This window comes from Bradyrhizobium ottawaense, assembly GCF_900099825.1.
Classification (GTDB): domain Bacteria; phylum Pseudomonadota; class Alphaproteobacteria; order Rhizobiales; family Xanthobacteraceae; genus Bradyrhizobium; species Bradyrhizobium ottawaense_A.
The window spans coordinates 3,479,058-3,499,193 of record NZ_LT629693.1 but is presented as its reverse complement, the minus strand read 5'-3'; the positions used below and the strand labels follow the sequence as shown (position 1 = coordinate 3,499,193).

Annotated in this window: 17 protein-coding genes; 8 read left to right on the top strand and 9 right to left on the bottom strand. The window is 63.4% G+C overall.

The features are described 5' to 3' along the window. Positions 1–113: 113 nt before the first annotated feature. The gene (locus tag BLR13_RS16325; RefSeq protein ID WP_074821930.1) at positions 114–785 is read right to left on the bottom strand and encodes an OmpA family protein; all 672 of its coding nucleotides are present in this window, start codon (positions 783–785) and stop codon (positions 114–116) included. Between the two features lie 145 nt (positions 786–930). Beyond that, positions 931–2,412 (bottom strand): caspase family protein, encoded by a 1,482-nt coding sequence (locus BLR13_RS16320; RefSeq protein ID WP_074821933.1) that lies wholly within the window; start codon positions 2,410–2,412, stop codon positions 931–933. Positions 2,413–2,910: 498 nt separating this feature from the next. Between BLR13_RS16320 and BLR13_RS16315 the strand changes: the two genes are divergently transcribed. After that, entirely contained in the window at positions 2,911–3,717 is an 807-nt protein-coding gene (locus BLR13_RS16315; RefSeq protein ID WP_074821936.1) for an N-acyl homoserine lactonase family protein, read from the top strand. A 54-nt stretch (positions 3,718–3,771) separates the two neighbouring features. Here the strand turns inward: BLR13_RS16315 and BLR13_RS16310 are convergent, their stop codons facing one another. Beyond that, complete coding sequence (locus BLR13_RS16310) at positions 3,772–4,335, bottom strand: MarR family winged helix-turn-helix transcriptional regulator (RefSeq protein ID WP_074821939.1); 564 nt, start codon at positions 4,333–4,335, stop codon at positions 3,772–3,774. 142 nt (positions 4,336–4,477) lie between these two features. Here BLR13_RS16310 and BLR13_RS16305 point away from each other — a divergent pair, with 142 nt between their 5' ends. The 5 genes from BLR13_RS16305 (at position 4,478) to fahA (ending at position 10,161) form a co-directional block, all read left to right on the top strand. Continuing rightward, a complete protein-coding gene (locus BLR13_RS16305; RefSeq protein ID WP_074821943.1) occupies positions 4,478–6,091 on the top strand; it encodes an FAD-dependent oxidoreductase in 1,614 nt (537 codons plus the stop codon). A 9-nt stretch (positions 6,092–6,100) separates the two neighbouring features. After that, positions 6,101–6,328, top strand: coding sequence for a DUF2783 domain-containing protein (locus BLR13_RS16300; protein WP_074821946.1), 228 nt, complete (start codon positions 6,101–6,103; stop codon positions 6,326–6,328). A 33-nt stretch (positions 6,329–6,361) separates the two neighbouring features. After that, a complete protein-coding gene (locus BLR13_RS16295) occupies positions 6,362–7,315 on the top strand; it encodes an MBL fold metallo-hydrolase (protein WP_074831445.1) in 954 nt (317 codons plus the stop codon). A 2-nt stretch (positions 7,316–7,317) separates the two neighbouring features. After that, on the top strand, positions 7,318–8,664 hold the full coding sequence (gene hmgA, locus BLR13_RS16290) for a homogentisate 1,2-dioxygenase (RefSeq protein ID WP_074831444.1): 1,347 nt from the start codon (positions 7,318–7,320) through the stop codon (positions 8,662–8,664). 225 nt (positions 8,665–8,889) lie between these two features. Then, positions 8,890–10,161 (top strand): fumarylacetoacetase, encoded by a 1,272-nt coding sequence (fahA, locus tag BLR13_RS16285; RefSeq protein ID WP_074821949.1) that lies wholly within the window; start codon positions 8,890–8,892, stop codon positions 10,159–10,161. 124 nt (positions 10,162–10,285) lie between these two features. Here fahA and BLR13_RS16280 read toward each other — a convergent pair whose 3' ends face one another. Beyond that, the gene (locus BLR13_RS16280; RefSeq protein ID WP_074831447.1) at positions 10,286–10,597 is read right to left on the bottom strand and encodes a DUF1272 domain-containing protein; all 312 of its coding nucleotides are present in this window, start codon (positions 10,595–10,597) and stop codon (positions 10,286–10,288) included. An 85-nt stretch (positions 10,598–10,682) separates the two neighbouring features. Then, positions 10,683–11,150 (bottom strand): Lrp/AsnC family transcriptional regulator, encoded by a 468-nt coding sequence (locus BLR13_RS16275; RefSeq protein WP_074831448.1) that lies wholly within the window; start codon positions 11,148–11,150, stop codon positions 10,683–10,685. Between the two features lie 122 nt (positions 11,151–11,272). Between BLR13_RS16275 and hppD the strand changes: the two genes are divergently transcribed. After that, a complete protein-coding gene (gene hppD / locus BLR13_RS16270) occupies positions 11,273–12,391 on the top strand; it encodes a 4-hydroxyphenylpyruvate dioxygenase (RefSeq protein WP_074821953.1) in 1,119 nt (372 codons plus the stop codon). Between the two features lie 159 nt (positions 12,392–12,550). On the opposite strand, the gene BLR13_RS16265 is transcribed toward hppD, so the two are convergent. From BLR13_RS16265 to BLR13_RS16250, 4 genes are all read right to left on the bottom strand, one after another. Then, a complete protein-coding gene (locus BLR13_RS16265; protein WP_074821956.1) occupies positions 12,551–13,663 on the bottom strand; it encodes a CaiB/BaiF CoA transferase family protein in 1,113 nt (370 codons plus the stop codon). 160 nt (positions 13,664–13,823) lie between these two features. Further along, positions 13,824–14,624 carry an FAD binding domain-containing protein gene (locus BLR13_RS16260; RefSeq protein ID WP_074821959.1) on the bottom strand — a complete coding sequence of 267 codons (801 nt, stop codon included), beginning with the start codon at positions 14,622–14,624 and terminating at the stop codon, positions 13,824–13,826. A gap of 12 nt (positions 14,625–14,636) precedes the next feature. Beyond that, entirely contained in the window at positions 14,637–16,976 is a 2,340-nt protein-coding gene (locus BLR13_RS16255; protein ID WP_074821962.1) for a xanthine dehydrogenase family protein molybdopterin-binding subunit, read from the bottom strand. A gap of 87 nt (positions 16,977–17,063) precedes the next feature. Further along, complete coding sequence (locus BLR13_RS16250; RefSeq protein ID WP_074821965.1) at positions 17,064–17,549, bottom strand: (2Fe-2S)-binding protein; 486 nt, start codon at positions 17,547–17,549, stop codon at positions 17,064–17,066. A 473-nt stretch (positions 17,550–18,022) separates the two neighbouring features. Between BLR13_RS16250 and BLR13_RS16245 the strand changes: the two genes are divergently transcribed. After that, positions 18,023–20,056, top strand: a complete 2,034-nt coding sequence (locus BLR13_RS16245) for a methyl-accepting chemotaxis protein (protein WP_074831450.1) — start codon at positions 18,023–18,025, stop codon at positions 20,054–20,056. Positions 20,057–20,136 lie beyond the last annotated feature (80 nt).

Sequence of the window (20,136 nt, the reverse complement as noted above, 5' to 3'; positions counted from 1 at the left end):
AGCCTTGCGAGAACCTTGAATGCCGCCCAAAACGAATACGTCCCGCAGGGTGTTGCGGGACGTATTGTAGCCGGAAAATCCTGGTCGGCGCCACGCCCGTTACTTTGACGCGGCTATTTGGACGCGGTGGCCTTGTTTTCCATGTTCACGACCTGCACGCGCCGGTTGACCTCGGCCATCGGCTGGCTCGGGTCCTTGAGCTTGCTCTTGCCGTATCCGACGGTGACGAGATCGGTGCCGGTGATGCCGTATTTGTCGACGAGATAGCGCTTGATCGCGTCAGCGCGGCGCTCGGACAGGTCCTGGTTGTAGGATTCGCCGCCGGCCGCATCGGTATGGCCCGCGACCACGAAGGTCGAGCCCTTTAGGTCGGCGTTGGTCAGCGCGCGGCCGAGCGCCTGCACCGACGGCAGCGATTTCGCGCTGATATCGGCCGAATTGTAGTCGAAGTTGATCTCCAGATCGATCTTGGGCTTGTCCTTGACGATGGTGGCGATCTCTTCGCGCTCGGTGCTCGAAAGCGAACGCGTGGACCGGCCACGGATCTGCTGCACGAATTTGCCCTCGGCGGCGGCTGCGGCCGGGTCGACGGTTTGCTGCGGTCCGACCGAAAGGCCGCGGGTCAGCGGCGCCTTCTTTTCGGGAGCCAGCGCGCGGACGATCTGATCTTCGGTGACGTTCTTGTCCTCGGCACGGGCGGTCACCGTCGAGAACGAAATGGCGGCGCCGATCGTGGCGATCGACAGGATCGCGCCAAGGGTTCGGGTTGCAGATATCTTTAACATTGCCAGTCCCTCCTGCGGGCGTCCCGCGCGGTTCCAAAGGTGATGCAAATGAGCTGCCGGACCAATCGGCCGCGGCCTATTACTTCTTTAGTCTGGACGCCTGCTGCGGGGTTCAGCGAGCACCGTCCTTCGCCTCAAATAATCGTCACTGTACCCCGTAATCGGCGAATTCCTTAGCAATATTGGGGTCCATCGCCTTCGCGTTGTTAATATCCAGATCGCCTTCCGAAAGCGAGCCGTTGCGCTTCTTGGCAAGGCCGCGTCCGTACAGCGACGAGGTCAATCGCGGGTTGATCTTGAGGGCGGCATCGAAATCGGCGATTGCATTCTTGGTCTGGCCGCTCTTCAGGTTGACCAGGCCGCGGCTGTCGAGCGCATCGACGAAATTCGGCCGCAGCCGCAGCGCCTCGTTGCAATCCTTCAGCGCGGCCTGCAGGTCGCCGATCACCGTACGTGCCCAGCAACGGTTGTTATAGGCCTCAACGTCCTTCGGGTTCAGCCGCAGCGAATTGTTGAAGTCCTTGATGGCGAGGTCGTAGAGGCCCCTGCTGGCATAGACCTGCCCGCGCCGGTACAGCGCGGCGCCATCGTCGGGATTGTCGATGAGCCTGTCGGTCAGGCTCTTGATGGTCGGATCGTCGGCAATCGACGGCGCCGCCGGGGTGCTCGGTTTGGCTGGCGGCGGAAGCGGAGGTATAGCGGCCTCAACCGTTGGCGGGGCCGGTGGCGGCGGCAAGGGCGGCGCGGACGGTGCCGGAGCCGCCACTTGTGGTGGAGGGGTGGGCGCTGGTGGTGGTACGGGCGCGGGGGCCGGCGCTGCCACTGTCGTCGGAGGCGGGCTCGACGGTCGCGGTCCAGTGCCGCCGGGGATGAAGGAGAAATCCTCGGCCAGCGACGACGAAATCCACGGCACTTGCTCGCTGCGCGAGGCACGGGTCACGCCGACACGGGTGCGGTTCAGCGTTTCCTCCGCCATCAGGTCGGGGGTGCGGATTTCCTTGAGAAGTTCCCGCACGAACAGGCTGTGGTCGGTGCCATTGTCGGAAATAACCGACGAAAGCGCCGCCGAATACATCACCAGCGTGCCGTTCGGCGCGATGACGGGCGCAAGCCCGGCGGAAAAGCTGCGGAACCGGCGCTCGAACGGATTGCGCCTGGAGGCGTCGATCAGGGCGATCTTGACCCCGGCGCCGCGGCTGTTGATCTCGCCCAGCACCGTCTCGAGGCTGAAACCGTCACGGCGCACGTCCGCTTCGGTCCAGATCTGCGCATCGACCGGGATCATGTAGCTCTGGCGGCTCGACTGCACGCCGAAACCCGAGAAGAAAACCAGTGCGACCGAGCCCGGCTTGATCTTGCCGTACAACCGGTCAAAGGCGCGGCGCATCTGCTCGCCGGTGAGGTTCTCGCCGACATCGACGTTGAAGCCGTCGCGCTTGAGCTCGTCGGCGACGTCACGGGCGTCGTTGATCGGCTCCTTCAGCGGCGCTTCGGCATCCGGATATTTTGCGTTGCCGATCACCAGCGCATAGCGGTCGCTTGCCGCGAACGACGGGTCGGTCGACGCCACCGAAAAAAGCGCGGCCGAAAAAATCAACGGGGCAAGCAATGCAAGGCGAATTTTCATAATACCGGCAGTCCAGATCACAGCAGTCCAGCCAAAAAGGCGCCGATACCAGCTTGCGCCGCGGCGACCTTACTCTACGCATCCTGCATTATCAAACCGCGTCCGCAACGCGTCAACCGCTTGCGCTGACGTCATTAATTGCGACAATTAACCGCGACGTTGGGCCGGGAAGCCGCGGGAATAAATCGTGCTCCCGGTGATGTCGCGCCGGCGTCATGCGGTGACTGTGCGGGGTTCCCGTCAAGCCCTTCCGTCATATCCCGCGAAAGCGGGTATCCAGTACGCCGAGGCCTAACGGCTCACATGAGCCATCCTGCAATACTGGATCACCCGCCCCAGTGCGCAATTGCGCGCAAGGCGGGTGATGGCGGCTAGTGGCAATGTGATCCTTCTCACATAGGGGCGCGGCTGTCATGCGCGAGGCGGGTTTGACGTTTGCGGATGACAATGGCTTGCTGCCGGCATCGGCCAATCCAAACCTCAAGAAAAGTGACACCGATGGGAAATGCCTACGAAATCTATGCGCTGCGCTATGCAACGATGTCGCCGCGCACCCCGAATTTGAATTTCCTGGTGCCGGATCCGCATGAAACCACGGCGCAGGACCTCGATTATTTTGTCTGGCTGATCCGGGGCGGCGGCCGCGAGATCCTGGTCGATACTGGTTTCAATGCCGAAGAGGCCAAGGCACGCGCCCGCAAGCTCACGCTTAACCCGGTCGACGCGCTGGAAGGCTTTGGCGTCAAGGCCGACAGCATCAAGGACGTCATCGTCACCCATTTGCATTACGACCACGCCGGCAATCTCGACCGCTTCCCCCATGCCCGGTTCCATCTGCAGGACCGCGAGATGAGCTACGCGACCGGGCGCTGCATGTGCAACGGCATGCTGCGGCATCCATTCTCGGTGGAACACGTCACGACGATGGTCCGTCACGTCTATGGCGAGCGCGTCACCTTCCATTCCGGCGACGGCGAGATCGCGCCGGGCGTGACGGTGCATCGCGTCGGCGGCCATTCCGACGGGCTCCAGGTGGTGCGGGTCGAAACCGCGCGCGGGCCGGTGGTGCTGGCCTCGGACGCGGCGCATTACTACGCCAACCTGCAGAAGCGCAGCCCGTTTCCGATCGTCTACAATGTCGGCGACATGGCGCGGGGCTGGGAGATCGTGGAAAAGCTCGCCGGCCATCCCGATCGTTTCATCCCCGGCCACGATCCGATCGTGAGCGAGATCTATCCGCGCGCCAGCGACAAGGTCGATGCCTTTGCGCTGCATCTGCCGCCATCGCGATCGTTTGTGAAGTAGAACGAGAAACAAGAACGTGGATGGCCGGGTCAAGCCCGGCCATGACGAGGGATGTCAATACGCTTCCTTCGCGTCCGCCTGCTCGCTGTCACGTACCAGCTTTAGGCTGTCCTCGATCTTGCCGAGCAGCAGGGCGAGGTTCTTGCGTTCCTGCGCGGACAGGCAGGACAGGATCTCCTGCTCCCTGCGCAGCAGGCGCGGGATCAATTCCTCATAGAGCGTCGCGCCCTTGCGGGTCAGGCGCAATCGGAATTCGCGGCGGTCGTCTGCGTTCTCGACGCGCTCGACCATCTGCCGCTTCATCAGCGCCGTGACGGCGCGGCTGATGGTCGATTTATGGGTGCGGGTGCAATGGGCGATGTATTGCGCGCTGCAGGCGTCATTGCGAAACCCGAGCGTCGCCAGCACGCGCCATTCGGGAATGTCAAGCCCGTAACGCGCCTGATACTCGGCCGCAAGCGCCGAACTGACTTCGGCGGCCAGCCGGTTCAGACGGAACGGCACGAATTTGAAGAGATCGAGCCTGGCGCTCTTCCGGGCCGCGTCTTCATCGGCCGAGCGCCGGTCTACGCCGGCCCGCGGCCGGGGTGTACGCTCGCTGGAAGGCGCTTGTGCCAAAATCGCTCCAATTTGAGTTGACTAGGGAAGTCGCGCAGGATTTAAGATAGTTGCAGATGCGACTATTATCAAGGTCGCACGCCCATGACTAGTTGCAAGGTTGACTAGTTACAAGGACGGCTAGTCGCAAGGTTCAGCCCGCATGGCATCAACCAAAACCCAGTTCGGTTATCGCAGGCATCCCGATCAGGACCGGGCGGGTGCCGATGTGGCCGAATATCCGGTCGTGGTGGTCGGCGCCGGGCCGGTCGGGCTTTCGCTGGCGATTGATCTGGCGCAGCGCGGCCAGAGCGTCGTGCTGCTCGACGATGCCGACCGGATCGGCGAGGGCTCGCGCGCGATCTGCTTTTCCAAACGCTCGCTGGAATACTGGGACCGGCTCGGCATCGGCCAGCGCATGGTCGACAAGGGCGTGGTGTGGAGCGTCGGCAAGATCTTTCACGGCGATTCGAAGCTCTACCAGTTCAATCTGCTGCCGGAGCAAGGCCACAAGCGGCCGGCCTTCATCAACCTGCAGCAATTCTATGCCGAGGCCTACCTGGTCGATCGTGTCGAGGAGCTTGCCGCCATCGACCTGCGCTGGCGCAACAAGGTGGTCGGGCTCGAGCAACGCAACGACCGTGTGGCGCTGACGATCCAGACGCCGGATGGTCCGTATCGTCTTGAGGCCGGCTTTGTCGTCGCCTGCGACGGCGCCCGCTCGTCGTTGCGGCAGATGGTGGGCGCGGAGTTCGCCGGCCAAGTGTTCGAAGATCAGTTCCTGATCGCCGACGTCAAGATGACGGCGGAATTCCCGACCGAACGCTGGTTCTGGTTCGACCCGCCGTTCCATGCCGGGCGGTCGGCGCTGCTGCACAGGCAGCCTGACGATATCTGGCGGATCGATCTGCAGCTTCACCGCGATGCCGATCCCGCGGTCGAAAAGCAGCCGGAGAATGTCCGGCCCAGAATCGCGCGCATGCTCGGCCACGACAAGTTCGAGTTCGAATGGATTTCGCTGTACAAATTCCAGTGCCGCCGCATGGACCGGTTCATCCACGGCCGCGTGCTCTTTGCCGGCGACGCTGCGCATCAGGTCTCGCCGTTCGGCGCCCGCGGTGCCAATTCCGGGCTCGAGGATGCCGAGAACCTGGCGTGGAAGCTTGACCGGGTGCTGCGCCAGCGGTCGCCGCAAACCCTGCTCGACAGCTATCACATCGAGCGCGGCGCGGCCGCCGACGAGAATATCCGCGAATCCACCCGCTCGACCGATTTCATGGCGCCCAACTCTCCTCAGGAGGCGCGGCTGCGCAAGGCGGTGCTGTCGCTGGCGAAGGAAACCGAATTCGGCAAGCGCATGGTCAATGGCGGGCGGCTGTCGACGCCTTCGGTCTACGAGACGCCGCTCTCGACCGCCGATGGCGATGCGTGGCGCGGCGGCCCGCGGCCCGGCGCGTCGATATCAGATGCGCCGCTGCAGGCGAGCTCCGGCGAGCCGACATATCTGACGGAGGCTTTCATCGGCAGCGGCTTGCGCTTCACGTTGCTCGCGTTCGGCAACGGCGCGGCCGTCGACGCGCCTGACGGCGTCAGCGTGGTCCGCATCGGCGGCGACGATGGATTTATCGATTCCGAAGGCCTTGCCGGCGCGCGCTACGACGCAGCCCCCGGGACCGCCTATCTGCTGCGGCCCGACGGCTACGTCGCCGCCCGTTTCCGGCATCCGACCCGGCCCGCACTCGATGCCGCACTGGCGCGTGCGTCCGGCTACAACTGAGGTTCTGCAATGGCGCTGTCGACCGCTTCGAATTTCGTAAAGCCCGACGACGCATTCCGCGCCGTCGTCGAGGCGCATCGCGGCCTGAGCGACGAGCAGAGCGCCGATCTCGACGCGGCGCTGGTGCTCGTGCTCGCCAATCACATCGGCGATATAGCTGTCCTGCACGAGGCGATTGCGCTCGCCAAACGGCGGATGATCGATGCCGGCCAGCAGCAACAACAACAGCAACAATAAATACGTCTCAAAACGAAGTCAGGAATGGGATTGATGGCCAAAGGTTTCGCGTCAACGACAGACATGGCGGAGAAGAAAATCACCTTCTCCGAGATCGGCACCGATCTCTATGCCTTCACCGCCGAGGGCGATCCGAATTCGGCTGTTATCGTCGGCGACGACGGCTGCCTGGTGTTCGACGCGCAGTCGACGCCGGCAATGGCGCACAAGGTGATCGAGCGCGTCCGCACCGTGACCGACAAGCCGATCAAATATGTGGTGCTGTCGCATTATCATGCGGTGCGCGTGCTCGGCGCCTCCGCCTACAAGGCGCAGGGCATCGTCGCGTCAGCCGAAACCCATCGGCTGATCGAGGAGCGCGGCCAGCAGGACTGGGATTCCGAATATGGCCGGTTTCCCCGCCTGTTCCAGGACGCGCAGAGCATTCCGGGCCTGACCTGGCCGACGCTGACTTTCGAAGGCGAGATGTCGATCTATCTGGGAAAACGTGAAGTGCGGCTGATGCAACTCGGCGCCGGGCACACGTCCGGCGATATCGTCGCCTGGGTGCCGGATGCCGAAGTGATGTTCTCGGGCGATCTGATCGAGTATCACTCGGCCTGCTATTGCGGCGACGCGCATCTGCGCGAATGGCCGATGACGCTGAATGAAATCCGCGCCTTCAATCCCAAGGCGATTGCGCCGGGCCGTGGCGATGCGCTGAAGGGTTTGTCGACCGGGCGCGATGCGATCGCGATGACGCGCGATTTCGTCACCTCGTTGTATGGCGCCGCCGAAACCTCGGTCGCCAGGGGGCGCAATTTGAAGGAATCGATGGCGGCGACGCGCGAGGTGATGGACCCGAAATTTTCGTCGTTCGCGATCTACGAGCACTGCCTGCCGTTCAACGTCTCGCGCGCGTTCGACGAGGCGTCGGGGATCGACGATCCCGTGATCTGGACCGACAAACGCGACCAGGAAATGTGGGCCGCCCTGCAAGGAGGATGACCATGAATATCAACACCTCGCCGGATGCGATCGCCAAGCGTTCCGTCCACGTCACCCCGGGCTATATGTCCGGCTTCGGCAACAGCTTTGAGACCGAGGCGTTGCCTGGCGCGCTGCCGATGGGGCGCAATTCGCCGCAGCGTTGCGCCTACGGGCTCTATGCCGAGCAGCTCTCCGGCTCGCCTTTCACGGCGCCGCGCGGCAGCAACGAGCGCTCGTGGCTCTATCGCATCCGCCCGTCGGTGAGGCATTCGGGGCGGTTCGCGAAAGCAGATAGCGGGCTGTGGCGCACCGCGCCGTGCCACGAATATGATCTGCCGATCGCGCAATTGCGCTGGGATCCGGCGCCGATCCCGAAGCAGGACATGACCTTCCTGCAGGGCGTGCAGACCATGACCACGGCCGGCGACGCCAACACCCAGGCCGGCATGGCAGCACACGTCTATCTCATCACCAAATCGATGGTCGATCAGCATTTCTACAATGCCGACGGCGAGATGATGTTCGTGTTGCAACAAGGCAATCTGCGTCTCGTCACCGAGTTCGGCCGGATCGACGCCGAGCCCGGCGAGATCGTGGTGATCCCGCGCGGCGTGAAATTCCGGGTCGAGATTCCGGCAGGCCCGGCGCGCGGCTATCTCTGCGAAAATTACGGCGGCGCCTTCACGCTGCCGGAGCGCGGGCCGATCGGCGCCAATTGCCTCGCCAATTCGCGCGACTTCCTGACGCCGGTGGCGGCCTACGAGGACAAGGACACGCCGACCGAGCTCTACGTGAAATGGGGCGGTTCGCTGTTCAAGACCACGCTGCCGCATTCGCCGATCGACGTGGTGGCATGGCACGGCAATTACGCGCCATACAAGTACGATCTGCGGACGTTTTCGCCGATCGGCGCCATCGGCTTCGATCATCCCGATCCCTCGATCTTCACGGTGCTGACCTCGCCGTCGGAAACCGCGGGCACGGCGAATATCGACTTCGTGATTTTCCCGGAGCGCTGGGCGGTGGCCGAAAATACCTTCCGTCCGCCCTGGTATCACATGAACATCATGTCGGAGTTCATGGGGCTGATCTACGGCGTCTATGACGCCAAGCCGGAAGGTTTTGTCCCCGGCGGCATCAGCCTGCACAACATGATGCTGCCGCACGGCCCGGATCGCCAGGCATTCGATCACGCCAGCAACAGCGAATTGAAACCGGTGAAGCTGACCGGCACCATGGCCTTCATGTTCGAGACCCGCTACCCGCAACGCGTCACCGCGCATGCGGCGAAGTCCGCGACCTTGCAGGATGATTACGCCGACTGCTGGAACGGCCTCGAAAAGCGGTTCGATCCGAACAAGCCGTGAACTTTCTTACCCTCCCCTGGAGGGGGAGGGTCGGCGAGCATCGCGCGAAGCAAGATGCTCGACGGGGTGGGGTGATCTCTCCCCTCGGGCACTGTTCGAATCGAGAGACTGTCACCCCACCCCGCCGCTCCTTTCAGTCGCGTCGACCCACGAGCGAGCTACGCTCGTCTCGGACCCCTCCAGGGGAGGGTGAGCAGCCGTCTCCCATCACACACCGGAAAAACGATGCCCCATCCCAACGATCCCACCCTCCGCTCCTTCATATCAGTCGCCGCCACCTCCGATTTCCCGATCCAGAATCTCCCCTACGGGGTGTTCTCGGCAAATGACGGGCTTGCGCCGCGCGTCGGCGTCGCGATTGGCGATGACGTGCTCGATCTCTGGCAGCTCGCACAGGACTGCCGGTTCGATATCGACGAGCCCGCGGTATTCGCGGCGTCTTCGCTCAATCCGTTCATGGCGCTTGGACCCAAAGTCTGGTCAAAGACGCGCGCGCGGATCAGCGAATTGCTGCGCCACGACAATCCGGAGCTGCGCGACAACGAGAAACTGCGCAAGCGCACGCTGGTGCCGATGGCCGATGTCAGGCTGCATCTGCCATTCACAGTCGCCGGCTACACCGATTTCTATTCGTCGAAGGAGCACGCCACCAATGTCGGCGTGATGTTCCGCGGCAAGGACAACGCGCTGCAGCCGAACTGGCTGCACATGCCGATCGGCTATAACGGCCGGGCATCGACCGTTGTCGTCAGCGGCACGCCGGTGCGCCGGCCGTGCGGGCAGTTGAAACCGCCGAGTGTCGACCTGCCGAGCTTCGGGCCATGCAAGCGGCTCGATTTCGAGCTCGAAATGGGCGTGGTGGTCGGGCAGCCCTCTGCCATCGGCGAGCGGCTCACCGAACAACAGGCCGAAGCGATGATCTTCGGGTTCGTGATCCTGAACGACTGGAGCGCGCGCGACATCCAGCAGTGGGAGTATGTCCCGCTCGGGCCGTTCCAGGCCAAGGCGTTTGCGACCTCGATCAGCCCGTGGATCGTGACGCGCGAGGCGCTGGACCCGTTCCGTTTGCATGGCCCGAAGCAGGATCCGGAGCCGCTGGCTTACTTACGGCAAACCCAGCCGAACAATTACGACATGCATCTCGACGTCGCCCTGCACGCCGGTGCAAAGAACGCGGCGGCTGATATCTCCAGCACCAATTTCAAGTACATGTACTGGTCGTCGGTGCAGCAACTGGTGCACCACGCCTCCTCCGGCTGCGCCATGAATGTCGGCGATCTCCTGGGGAGCGGCACCATCTCCGGCCCGGAGAAAGACCAGCGCGGCAGCCTGCTCGAAATCTCGTGGAACGGCACCGAGCCGGTCGAACTGCCCAGCGGCGTCAAGCGCACGTTTCTGGAGGACGGCGATTCGCTCATCATGCGCGGCTGGTGCCAGGGCGACGGCTACCGCGTCGGCTTTGGCGAGGTCGAGGGCACGATCACGCCGGCGGTGTGAGGCTCCCCGTCATTGCGAGGAGCGTAAGCGATTTGAAGCTGTCATTCCGGGATGGCGCGTAAGCACCAGACCCGGAATCTCGAGATTCCGGGTTCGCTTCGCGCCCCGGAATGACTGCGACTAGTCACCGCCTCTCCGGTGGAATATCCCGATACTTCGCGCAATGTGCCGCGACATCCTCGAGGCTGTACTTCAGGTGCACACGCTTGTCCGACGGCGGCTGTTTGTCGACGCAGACACCGGGCCGCATCACGGTCACGGGCCGGATCGGCCGCGGCGCAAAACCGCCGCCGCAGTTCGGGCAGACGTTGTGAAGTTTGTTCTCCGCGCAGTCCGCACAGAAGGTGCATTCGTAGGAGCAGATCCGCGCTTCCGTCGCGTTCGGCGGCAGGTCCTTGTCGCAATATTCGCAGTTCGGCCGAAGTTGCAGCGCCATGGCGGGCTCGTGGTTTGATTTGAAATGGATCATCGCAAATCGGGTGGGGAAAGCGAATGGCGAATTTCCCTCGATTTGGGCCATGCTAGCCGCGCAGCGGCAGCTTCGAACTTTCCTTCAGCCTATCAAGCACGATCGACGAGCGGACATGCGCCACGCTCTGGTGCGGCATCAGCACGTTGTTGACGATATCGGATAGGCTCTTGAGGTCGCGCAGCACCGCCTTCAGCAGATAATCGGCGTCGCCGGTGAGCGAGTACGCCTCCTGGATCTCGTCGACGCGATTGACCAGCGCGCGGAATTTCTTGGCATTGTCGGGCGAGTGCGTCGCCAGCGTGATGTGGATGAAGGCGATCAGGTTGAAGCCGAGCGCCTCGCCGGCGAGGTCGGCGTGATAGCCCGCGATCACCTTCTCTTGCTCCAGCCGCATTCGCCGTCGCGAGCATTGCGAGGCCGACAGGCCGACCTGGTCGGCCAGTTGCTGGTTGGTCAGGCGGCCGTCGTCCTGCAACGCGGCCAGCATTTTGAGGTCGAAGGCGTCCACCGGGATCATGCGCAAAATACCCATTTGATGCACAAAGCGTGCATCATGATAGCCGATTGAGCGTCCCTTTGCATGCCCTTTGCGCCCGATATGGCGGAGACTCGACCCAGCCAAATCAGGGAGATTCCGCGATGGGTCCGTTTCCGCACGATGCACCGGCCGCGACCGTCAGCGCCGACAATCCGATGGGCACCGATGGCTTCGAGTTCGTCGAATACGCCCATCCGAGGCCGGAGGAATTGCACGCGCTGTTCAAGCTGATGGGCTATGCGCCCGTCGCGCGCCACAAGACCAAGAGGATCACGGTTTACCGCCAGGGCGACGTCAACTATCTCGTCAATGAAGAACCCGGCACCCACGGCCACGATTTCGTCGCGGCCCATGGGCCGTGCGCGCCGTCGATGGCGTTTCGCGTTGTCGATGCCAGGCACGCCTATGAACGCGCTTTATCGCTCGGTGCGGAGCCCGCGGACGCGTCGTCGGCGCAGAAGACGCTCGATGTTCCCGCCATCAAGGGCATCGGCGGCAGCCTGCTCTATTTTGTCGATCGCTACGGCGCTAAGGGCTCGGCCTACGATCTCGAGTTCGACTGGCTGGGCGTCCGCGACGCCCGTCCCGCCGGCGCCGGGCTGTTCTATATCGACCACCTCACCCACAACGTCCATCGCGGCCGCATGGACGTCTGGACCGGTTTCTACGAGAAGCTGTTCGACTTCCGCCAGATCCGGTTCTTCGATATCGAAGGCCGTGCCTCGGGCCTGTTCTCGCGCGCGCTGACCAGCCCGGACGGCAAGATCCGGATTCCGATCAACGAGGACGCCGGCGATTCCGGCCAGATCGAGGAATATCTCAACATCTACCGAGGCGAGGGCATCCAGCACATCGCCTGTGGCGCAAGTGATATCTACCGCACCGTCGAGGCCCTGCGCGCCGACGGCCTGCGGTTCATGCCGCCGCCGCCGGTGACCTATTTCGAGAAGATCGATGCGCGCCTGCCGCAGCATGGCGAGGACGTCGCGCGGCTGCAACGCGATGGCATCCTGATCGACGGCGAAGGCGTCGTCGACGGCGGCCACACCAAGGTGCTGCTGCAGATCTTCTCGGCCAATGCGATCGGGCCGATCTTCTTCGAATTCATCCAGCGCAAGGGCGACGACGGCTTCGGCGAAGGCAATTTTAAAGCGCTGTTCGAATCGATCGAGGAAGATCAGATTCGCCGCGGCGTGTTGAAGGTGGACAACGCGGCGTAACCGTCAGCGTCACATTCCGCCGTCATGCCCGGGCTTGTCCCGGGCATCCACGTCTTTTTCGCCGATGGAAGTAAGTCGTGGATGGCCGGGAGCGCAGACAAGTTTACGTAGTCTGCGCAAAGCAGACTACTACGCCCGGCCATGACGAGGAGGGACTTCTTACCGTCCCGCCTTCCACGCGCTGGTCAATTCACCGATATCGGCGCTGACCGCGTCGCGGATCGCGGACGGCGTGCGCGAGAAGCGCGGCGCGGGCGCAGGCTGCGTGACGCCGTGGCGTTCGACGAAAATCTTCCGCGCCGCATTGTGCGGATGGTTCGGCGCTTCCTGCATGGTCAGGATCGGCGCGAAGCAGATGTCGCTGCCTTCCATGATCTTGCACCAGTCCTCGCGGGTCTTGCTCTTGAACACCTTCTCCAGTTTCGCCTTCAGCGCTGGCCAGGCCTTGCGATCCATCTGGGCGTCGAAGTCGGCGTCGGTGAGGCCGGCATGCTGGCGCAGCAGCGCGTAGAACTGCGGCTCGATTGAGCCGATCGAGATGAAATGGCCGCAGGAGCATTCATAGACGCCGTAAAAATGCGCGCCGCCGTCGAGGAAATTGGTCGCGCGCTCATCGGTCCAGCGGCCCATCGCGGTCATGTCGAAGAACATCGACATCAGCGAAGCCGCGCCGTCGCACATCGCGGCGTCGACCACCTGGCCCTTGCCGGATTTCGACGCTTCGAGCATGGCGGCGAGCACGCCAACCACGAGGTAAAGCGCGCCGCCGCCGAAGTCGCCGACCAGATTGAGCGGCGGTACCGGCTTTTCCTTGGTGCCGATCGCGGCCAGCGCGCCGGTGATCGAGATATAGTTGATGTCATGGCCGGCGGCGTTGGCCAGCGGGCCTTCCTGGCCCCAGCCGGTCATGCGGCCGAACACGAGGCGCGGATTGCGCGCCATCACCACGTCGGGACCGAGCCCCAATCGCTCCATCACGCCGGGTCGAAAGCCTTCGATCAGCGCGTCGGCATGGCTAAGCAGGTCGAGCGCCTGCGCGATCGACGCCTTGTCCTTCAGATCGAGCTCGACGACTTTCCGGCCGCGGGTTGCCACCGCTTTCAGGTTCTTCTTGGCGCCGACGCGGTCGAGCGTCACCACCTCGGCGCCCATGTCGGCCAGCATCATGCAGGCGAACGGGCCCGGGCCGATGCCGGCGAATTCGACGATGCGGAAACCGGCGAGCGGGCCGGAGGTGCGGGCAGCGGATTGGGCGGCTGGTTTATCGAGCACGTTGTTTCTCTCCCGAGGGAAGCATCTTTAATTAGTTGATTAGCTAATTTGTCCCGCCGAAGCGAGGCCGTGGCAAGCTTCTTTTGCCGACAATCTGTCCAAAATGCAGAACGGCGCGCATCGCTGCGCGCCGTTCCGTTCAACTTGCGTCTAGGCGCTACTATCCCGCCGCAGCCACCGCCCGCTGCGCCATCACCTTGATCAGGTTAGCGCGGTAGTCCGACGAGCCGTGAATATCGCTCATCAGACCGTCGGCGGAAATCTTGACGCCGTCGAGCGCGCTGGCCGACCAGTTGGCCTTCAGGGCTGCCTCGATCGCCGGTACCCGCATGACGCCGTTTTGCGAAGCCCCGGTGGCGGCGACGCGGACATCGCCACCCGGGCTCCTGGCCACGAACACGCCGGTCAGCGCGAAGCGCGACGCCGGGTGGGGGAATTTGGCATACCCGGCCTTGCCCGTAACCGGGAAGGAGACGGCGGTGATGATCTCGCCGTCCTCCAGCGCCGTCGTAAACAGGCCCTTGAAGAAATCGCCGGCCTTGATGTTGCGCTTGTTGGTTTTCACGGTGGCATCAAGCGCAACCAGAGCTGCAGGGTAATCCGCGGCCGGATCGTTGTTGGCGATCGAGCCGCCGATGGTGCCGCGATGCCGCACGGCGGGATCGCCGATCAGCGAAGCGAGATAGGCCAGCGCGGGAATCGCTTTCTTCACGATACTACTCTGGGCCACGTCGTAATGCGTCGTGGCGGCCTTGATGACGATCCCGTCGCCCGATGGTTCGATGCCGACCAGTTCCTTGATCCGGGCGAGATCGATCACGTCGGATGGCGAGGCCAGCCGCTGCTTCATCACGGGGATCAGCGTGTGGCCGCCGGCGAGGTACTTCGATTCCGAACCCTTGGCGAACAGTGCCACGGCTTCGTCAACCGAGGAGGGGCGATGGTAAGTTGTCTCATACATGATGCGTTCCTCTCAACCGTGAATGGCGTGCCAGACGCGATCGGGCGTGGCCGGCATTTCGAGTTTGTTGTGACCGATCGCATCCGTGATCGCATTGATCACGGCAGCCGATGAGCCGATCGCGCCGGCTTCGCCGCAGCCCTTGACCCCGAGCGGATTGCCCGGACAGAGCGTCGGCGTATGCGACAGCTTGAACGACGGCAGGTCGTCGGCGCGCGGCATGGTGTAATCCATGAACGAGGCCGTGATCGGCTGACCGTTGGCGTCGTAGATCGCGTGTTCAAGCAGCGCCTGCCCGATGCCCTGGGCCAAGCCGCCGTGAACCTGGCCTTCGACGATCATCGGGTTGATTAGCCGGCCGAAATCGTCCGCCGCGACGAAGTTGACGAACGAGGTCTTGCCGGTGGCGGGATCGACTTCGATCTCGCAGATATAAGTGCCCGCCGGGAAGGTGAAGTTGGTGGGATCGTAGAACGCGGTCTCCTTCAATCCCGGCTCCATGCCGTCAGGCAGGTTGTGTGCGGTGTAGGCGGCGAGCGCCACCATCGGCAGGGCAATCGACTTGTCGGTGCCGGTGACCTTGAACTCGCCATTCTCGATGACGATGTCGTTCTCCGACGCTTCGAGCTGATGTGCTGCGATCTTCTTCGCCTTGGCTTCGACCTTTTCCATCGCCTTGATGATGGCGGTGCCGCCGACCGCGAGCGAGCGCGAGCCGTAGGTGCCCATCCCGAACTGCACCTTGTCGGTGTCGCCGTGGACGATCTGCACCTGGCTGATCGGCACGCCCAGGCGTTCCGAAATCAACTGCGCGAAGGTGGTCTCGTGGCCCTGGCCGTGGCTGTGCGATCCCGTCAGGACTTCGATGGTACCAACCGGATTGACGCGGATCTCGGCCGACTCCCACAGACCGACGCCGGCGCCCAAGCTGCCGACCGCTTTCGAGGGCGCGATGCCGCAGGCCTCGATGTAGCAGGAGACGCCGAGGCCGCGCAGCTTGCCTTCGGCTTTGGCTTTCGCCTTGCGCGCAGGGAAACCGGCATAGTCGATCGCCTTCATCGACGCGTCCAGCGAGGCGCCGAAATCGCCGATGTCATAGGCCATGATCACCGGCGTCTGATGCGGGAACTGGGTGATGAAGTTCTGGCGGCGTAGTTCCGCCGGATCGACCTTCAATTGCCGCGCCGCGGTTTCCATCAGCCGCTCGACCAGATAGCTCGCCTCGGGGCGGCCCGCGCCGCGATAGGCGTCGACCGGCGTGGTGTTGGTATAGACCGTCATCACCTCGGCGTAGATCGCCGGGATGTTGTACTGGCCCGACAGCAGCGTGGCGTAGAGATAGGTCGGCACCGACGACGAGAACAGCGACATATAGGCGCCGAGATTGGCGTGGGTTTTTACCCGCAGGCCGATGATCTTGTTGTCCTTGTCGAACGCCATCTCCGCCTTCGAGATATGGTCGCGGCCGTGGGCGTCGGTCAGGAAGGCTTCGGTACGGTCGCCGGTCCACTTCACCGGGCGTCGGACCTTCTTGGAGGCCCACAGCGCCACCATTTCTTCCGGATAGATATAGATCTTGGAGCCGAAACCGCCGCCGACGTCAGGCGCGATCACCCGCAGCTTGTGCTCCGGCGCGATGTTGTAGAACGCCGACAGCACCAGGCGCGCGACGTGCGGGTTCTGCGAGGTCGTGTACAGCGTGAAGTGTTCTTCGGCTTCGTCATATTCCGCGATCGCCGCGCGCGGCTCCATCGCATTCGGCACCAGGCGATTATTGGTCAATTCGAGCGTCACCACATTGGCGGCCTTGCCGAAGGCGTCCTTGACCGCGGCCTCGTCGCCGATGTGCCAGTCATAAATGACATTGCCCGGGGCTTCCGGATGCAGTTGCGGTGCGCCCGGCTTGATCGCCGAGCGGATGTCGGCGACGACAGGCAGTTCCTCGTAAGTGACAACCACGGCTTCGGCAGCATCCTTGGCCTGGTTCTTGGTCTCGGCGATCACGACCGCGACCGCCTGGCCGACGAAACGCACGGTCTCTGGCGCCATCGCCGGCCATGCGCCCATCTTCATCGGCGTGCCGTCCTTGGAGGTGATGGCCCAGCCGCAGATCAGGTTGCCGACCTTGTCGTCGACGATCTGCTGGCCGGTCAGCACGCCGACCACGCCCGGCATCTTCATCGCCGCGGATGAATCGATGCTCTTGACCTTGGCATGCGCGTGCGGGCTGCGGATGAAATGGGCATGGGTCATGCCCTGAAGCTTGATGTCGTCGACGTAACGGCCTTTGCCGGTCGTGAAACGGCGGTCTTCCTTGCGCACAACGCTTGCGCCAATGCCTTCAACGCCCATGTTCTGTCCTCCCAACCGGAGTTATTGTTTCCGCCCTTTCCATCGAAAGCTGGCGGTCTTGAATTCGGGTTTGGTCGCCGGCAGAGGCTATTCGGCCGCCTGCGAAACCTTCATGCGGCCGGCCGCATCGAGCACCGATTTGACGATGTTGTGGTAGCCGGTGCAGCGGCAGATATTGCCTTCCAGCTCGTGCCGGACGGTTTCTTCGTCGAGCTTGCCGCCGTAGCGGTGCACGATATCGACCGCCGACATGATCATGCCCGGGGTGCAGTAACCGCACTGCAGGCCGTGATTGTCGCGGAACGCCGCCTGCATCGGGTGCAGTTCGTCGCCCTTCGAAAGGCCTTCGATCGTGGTGACGTTGGAGCCCGCGGCCTGTCCGGCCAGGACCGTGCAGGATTTGACCGCCTTGCCGTCGATATGGACGACGCAGGCGCCGCACTGGCTGGTATCGCAGCCGACATGGGTTCCGGTCAGGTTCAGATTTTCGCGCAGGAGATGGACGAGGAGGGTCCGGTCCTCGACGTCGACCGAGACGGCCTTGCCGTTCACCGTCAGTTTGATGGTAGACACGCGTGATACCTCCCGATGTTTTTTGAATTATTCCAATTAGAGACAGGGGCAGGGGACTTGGCAACTAGGATTTTGGTCGCCCCGGTCATTGTGATGACATGCGGGGAGTGAGCGGAGCAGTCACCACACGATCCGATTTTCTTCACCCTCCCCTGGAGGGGTCCGAGACGAGCGAAGCTCGCTCGTGGGTCGGCACGCATCGCCAGATGCGTGACGGGGTGGGGTGAAGGTCTATCAACGCGGGCACTGTTCGAACGGAGAGACCGTCACCCCACCCCGCCGCTTCGCGTCGACCCTCCCCCTCCAGGGGAGGGTAAGAGAATGGCGGTGTCTTCAATCCCCACAACCCCAGGGGCCCTAGGCCAAATTTACTCACCCTTATCCATTCTGCCGTAGTTTTACGCAGGGATCGGGGGCCTTGGGCCGCCCGATCCCTGAGTTTTCAGAACGAAGGCGGGGGGCTTGAGGTGGGGATATTGAAACGTGCCGGGTCGTCATCGATCAAATTCCCGACCCTCCGGTTCCGCGCCAAGATCATGCTCGGCTTCGCCGTGACGCTGGCGATTTCGGCTGCCAGCATGGGTTTTGCCTATCTCGGCTTCGAGCGCGTTTCCGGGGGCGTCGACTCCTACCGCCGCAGCGTGCTGGAGGCCGATCTCGCCCGCAATATCGACCGCGAACTGATCTCCTACCGGTCGCTGGCCCGTTATTTCGTGGCGACCGGGAAGGAAGATGACGGCAAGGCGGCGCTGGCGGCCGAGGGCAGCCTGAAGGAGGCCATCCTTGCCTCGATGAAGGGTACCACCAACCCCGCCCGGCTCGAACAGGTCGTGAAACTGGAGCGGGAGTTTCGTGCCTTCACCAAGATTTTCGCCGATATCCTCAAGGTCAAGGACCAGAGCACGCAGATCACTCAGAATCAGCTGGCGCGCACCGGCAACACGTTACGCTACAAGCTCGACGATCTCGCCAGCAACGCCGATGATGCCGAACTCCAGGTGGTCACCCTCGGGTCGAAGCGCGTGCTGGATCAGTTTCAGGCAGTGACGGCGCTGGCCAACACCTTCGTGGTCAATTCCGACAAGACGACCGCGGCGAGCGCGCTGGCGCGCCTCAAATTTGTCGAGGGGTCGCTGAAGGCGATCTCGACGAACACCGACAAGGTCCAGCAGGGGATCAAGGAAGTCTCCGGCATGCTGGACGAGTACCGGCAGGCGCTGACCAAGCTGGTCGATAATTCCAAGGAGATCGACGATCTGACCATCGAAATGACGGAGTCGGCGGCCGCCATCAACCAGGGCTCCGGCGTAATGAAGGCAGACCTGCTGGCCGACCAGAAGCGGCTCGAGGCTGAATCGCACACGACCATCGGCGAGACCGAGCAACTGATCCTGATGCTGGCGGCCGGCGGCTTCATGCTCGGCTGCGTCTGGGCCTTCTTCCTCGGCAAGGGCATTTCCCGGCCGATGACAAAGATGTGCAGTGCGATGCGCGAACTCGCGGCCGGTAATTTCGACGTCGTGCTGCCCGGACTCGGGCGCAAGGACGAGCTCGGCGAGATGGCGGGCGCGGTGGAAGAGTTCAAGGTGCAGGCCGTGGCCCGCGCCGAACGCGACGCCGCCACGCAGGAAGCGCAGAACAAGGCCGCGAGCGCGGCGCGGCGTGCCGAGCTCATTCGCTTCGCCGACGATTTCGAGACCGCGGTCGGCGCCATCGTCGGCAACGTTTCGGCGTCGGCCGTGCAGCTTGAAGCCGCGGCCGGCACCTTGACGCGGACGGCGGAAACCACCCAGAGCCTGTCGAGCCAGGTGGCCGGCGCGTCGGAGGAGGCCTCCAGCAACATGCAGTCGGTAGCGTCGGCGACCGAGGAACTGTCGGCTTCCGTCGACGAGATCGGCCGCCGCGTCAAGGAATCCAGCCAGATCGCCGAGGCCGCGGTGCGGCAGGCCGAACAGACCGACGGCCGCATCGGCAAGCTGTCGCGCGCGGCGCAGGAGATCGGCGACGTCGTCAAGCTGATCACGGCGATTGCCGAGCAGACCAATCTCCTGGCACTGAACGCCACCATCGAGGCGGCCCGCGCCGGCGATGCCGGCCGCGGCTTTGCGGTGGTCGCCTCCGAAGTCAAATCGCTGGCCAGCCAGACCGCGAGGGCGACCGACGAAATCTCCAACCATATCTCGGGCATGCAGGGCGCAACCCAGGAGTCGGTTGCGGCGATCAAGGAGATCGGCGGCACCATCGGCAAGATTTCCGATATCGCCACCACGATCGCGGACGCGGTCGCGCAGCAGAGCACGGCGACGCAGGAAATCGCGCGCAGCGTCCAGAACGTGGCGCAGGGCACCCAGGAAGCCGCCGCCAACGTCATGCAGGTCAACCGCGGCGCCACCGAAACCGGCTCGGCCTCGGAAGAAGTGCTGAACTCGGCGCGCTCGCTGTCGAGCGAAAGCACCCGCTTGCGCGAGGAGCTCGATCGCTTCATGGCGAATATCAGGGCAGCGTAAGCTACCTTCTGGTCGCCCCGGCGTTCGCCGGGACGACCCTTAATCGTTTTCTCCGTGATTATTGTCTCCGAGACCGTGCC

Bases quoted from the DNA above. Each gene is read 5' to 3' on its own strand.
- BLR13_RS16295 (WP_074831445.1), top strand. From the start codon at position 6,362: ATGGCCAAAGGTTTCGCGTCAACGACAGACATGGCGGAGAAGAAAATC.
- BLR13_RS16255 (WP_074821962.1), bottom strand. From the start codon at position 16,976: ATGGGCGTTGAAGGCATTGGCGCAAGCGTTGTGCGCAAGGAAGACCGC.
- BLR13_RS16325 (WP_074821930.1), bottom strand. From the start codon at position 785: ATGTTAAAGATATCTGCAACCCGAACCCTTGGCGCGATCCTGTCGATC.
- BLR13_RS16305 (WP_074821943.1), top strand. From the start codon at position 4,478: ATGGCATCAACCAAAACCCAGTTCGGTTATCGCAGGCATCCCGATCAG.
- hppD (WP_074821953.1), top strand. From the start codon at position 11,273: ATGGGTCCGTTTCCGCACGATGCACCGGCCGCGACCGTCAGCGCCGAC.
- BLR13_RS16300 (WP_074821946.1), top strand. From the start codon at position 6,101: ATGGCGCTGTCGACCGCTTCGAATTTCGTAAAGCCCGACGACGCATTC.
- BLR13_RS16320 (WP_074821933.1), bottom strand. From the start codon at position 2,412: ATGAAAATTCGCCTTGCATTGCTTGCCCCGTTGATTTTTTCGGCCGCG.
- BLR13_RS16260 (WP_074821959.1), bottom strand. From the start codon at position 14,624: ATGTATGAGACAACTTACCATCGCCCCTCCTCGGTTGACGAAGCCGTG.
- fahA (WP_074821949.1), top strand. From the start codon at position 8,890: ATGCCCCATCCCAACGATCCCACCCTCCGCTCCTTCATATCAGTCGCC.
- BLR13_RS16275 (WP_074831448.1), bottom strand. From the start codon at position 11,150: ATGATCCCGGTGGACGCCTTCGACCTCAAAATGCTGGCCGCGTTGCAG.
- hmgA (WP_074831444.1), top strand. From the start codon at position 7,318: ATGAATATCAACACCTCGCCGGATGCGATCGCCAAGCGTTCCGTCCAC.
- BLR13_RS16315 (WP_074821936.1), top strand. From the start codon at position 2,911: ATGGGAAATGCCTACGAAATCTATGCGCTGCGCTATGCAACGATGTCG.
- BLR13_RS16280 (WP_074831447.1), bottom strand. From the start codon at position 10,597: ATGGCGCTGCAACTTCGGCCGAACTGCGAATATTGCGACAAGGACCTG.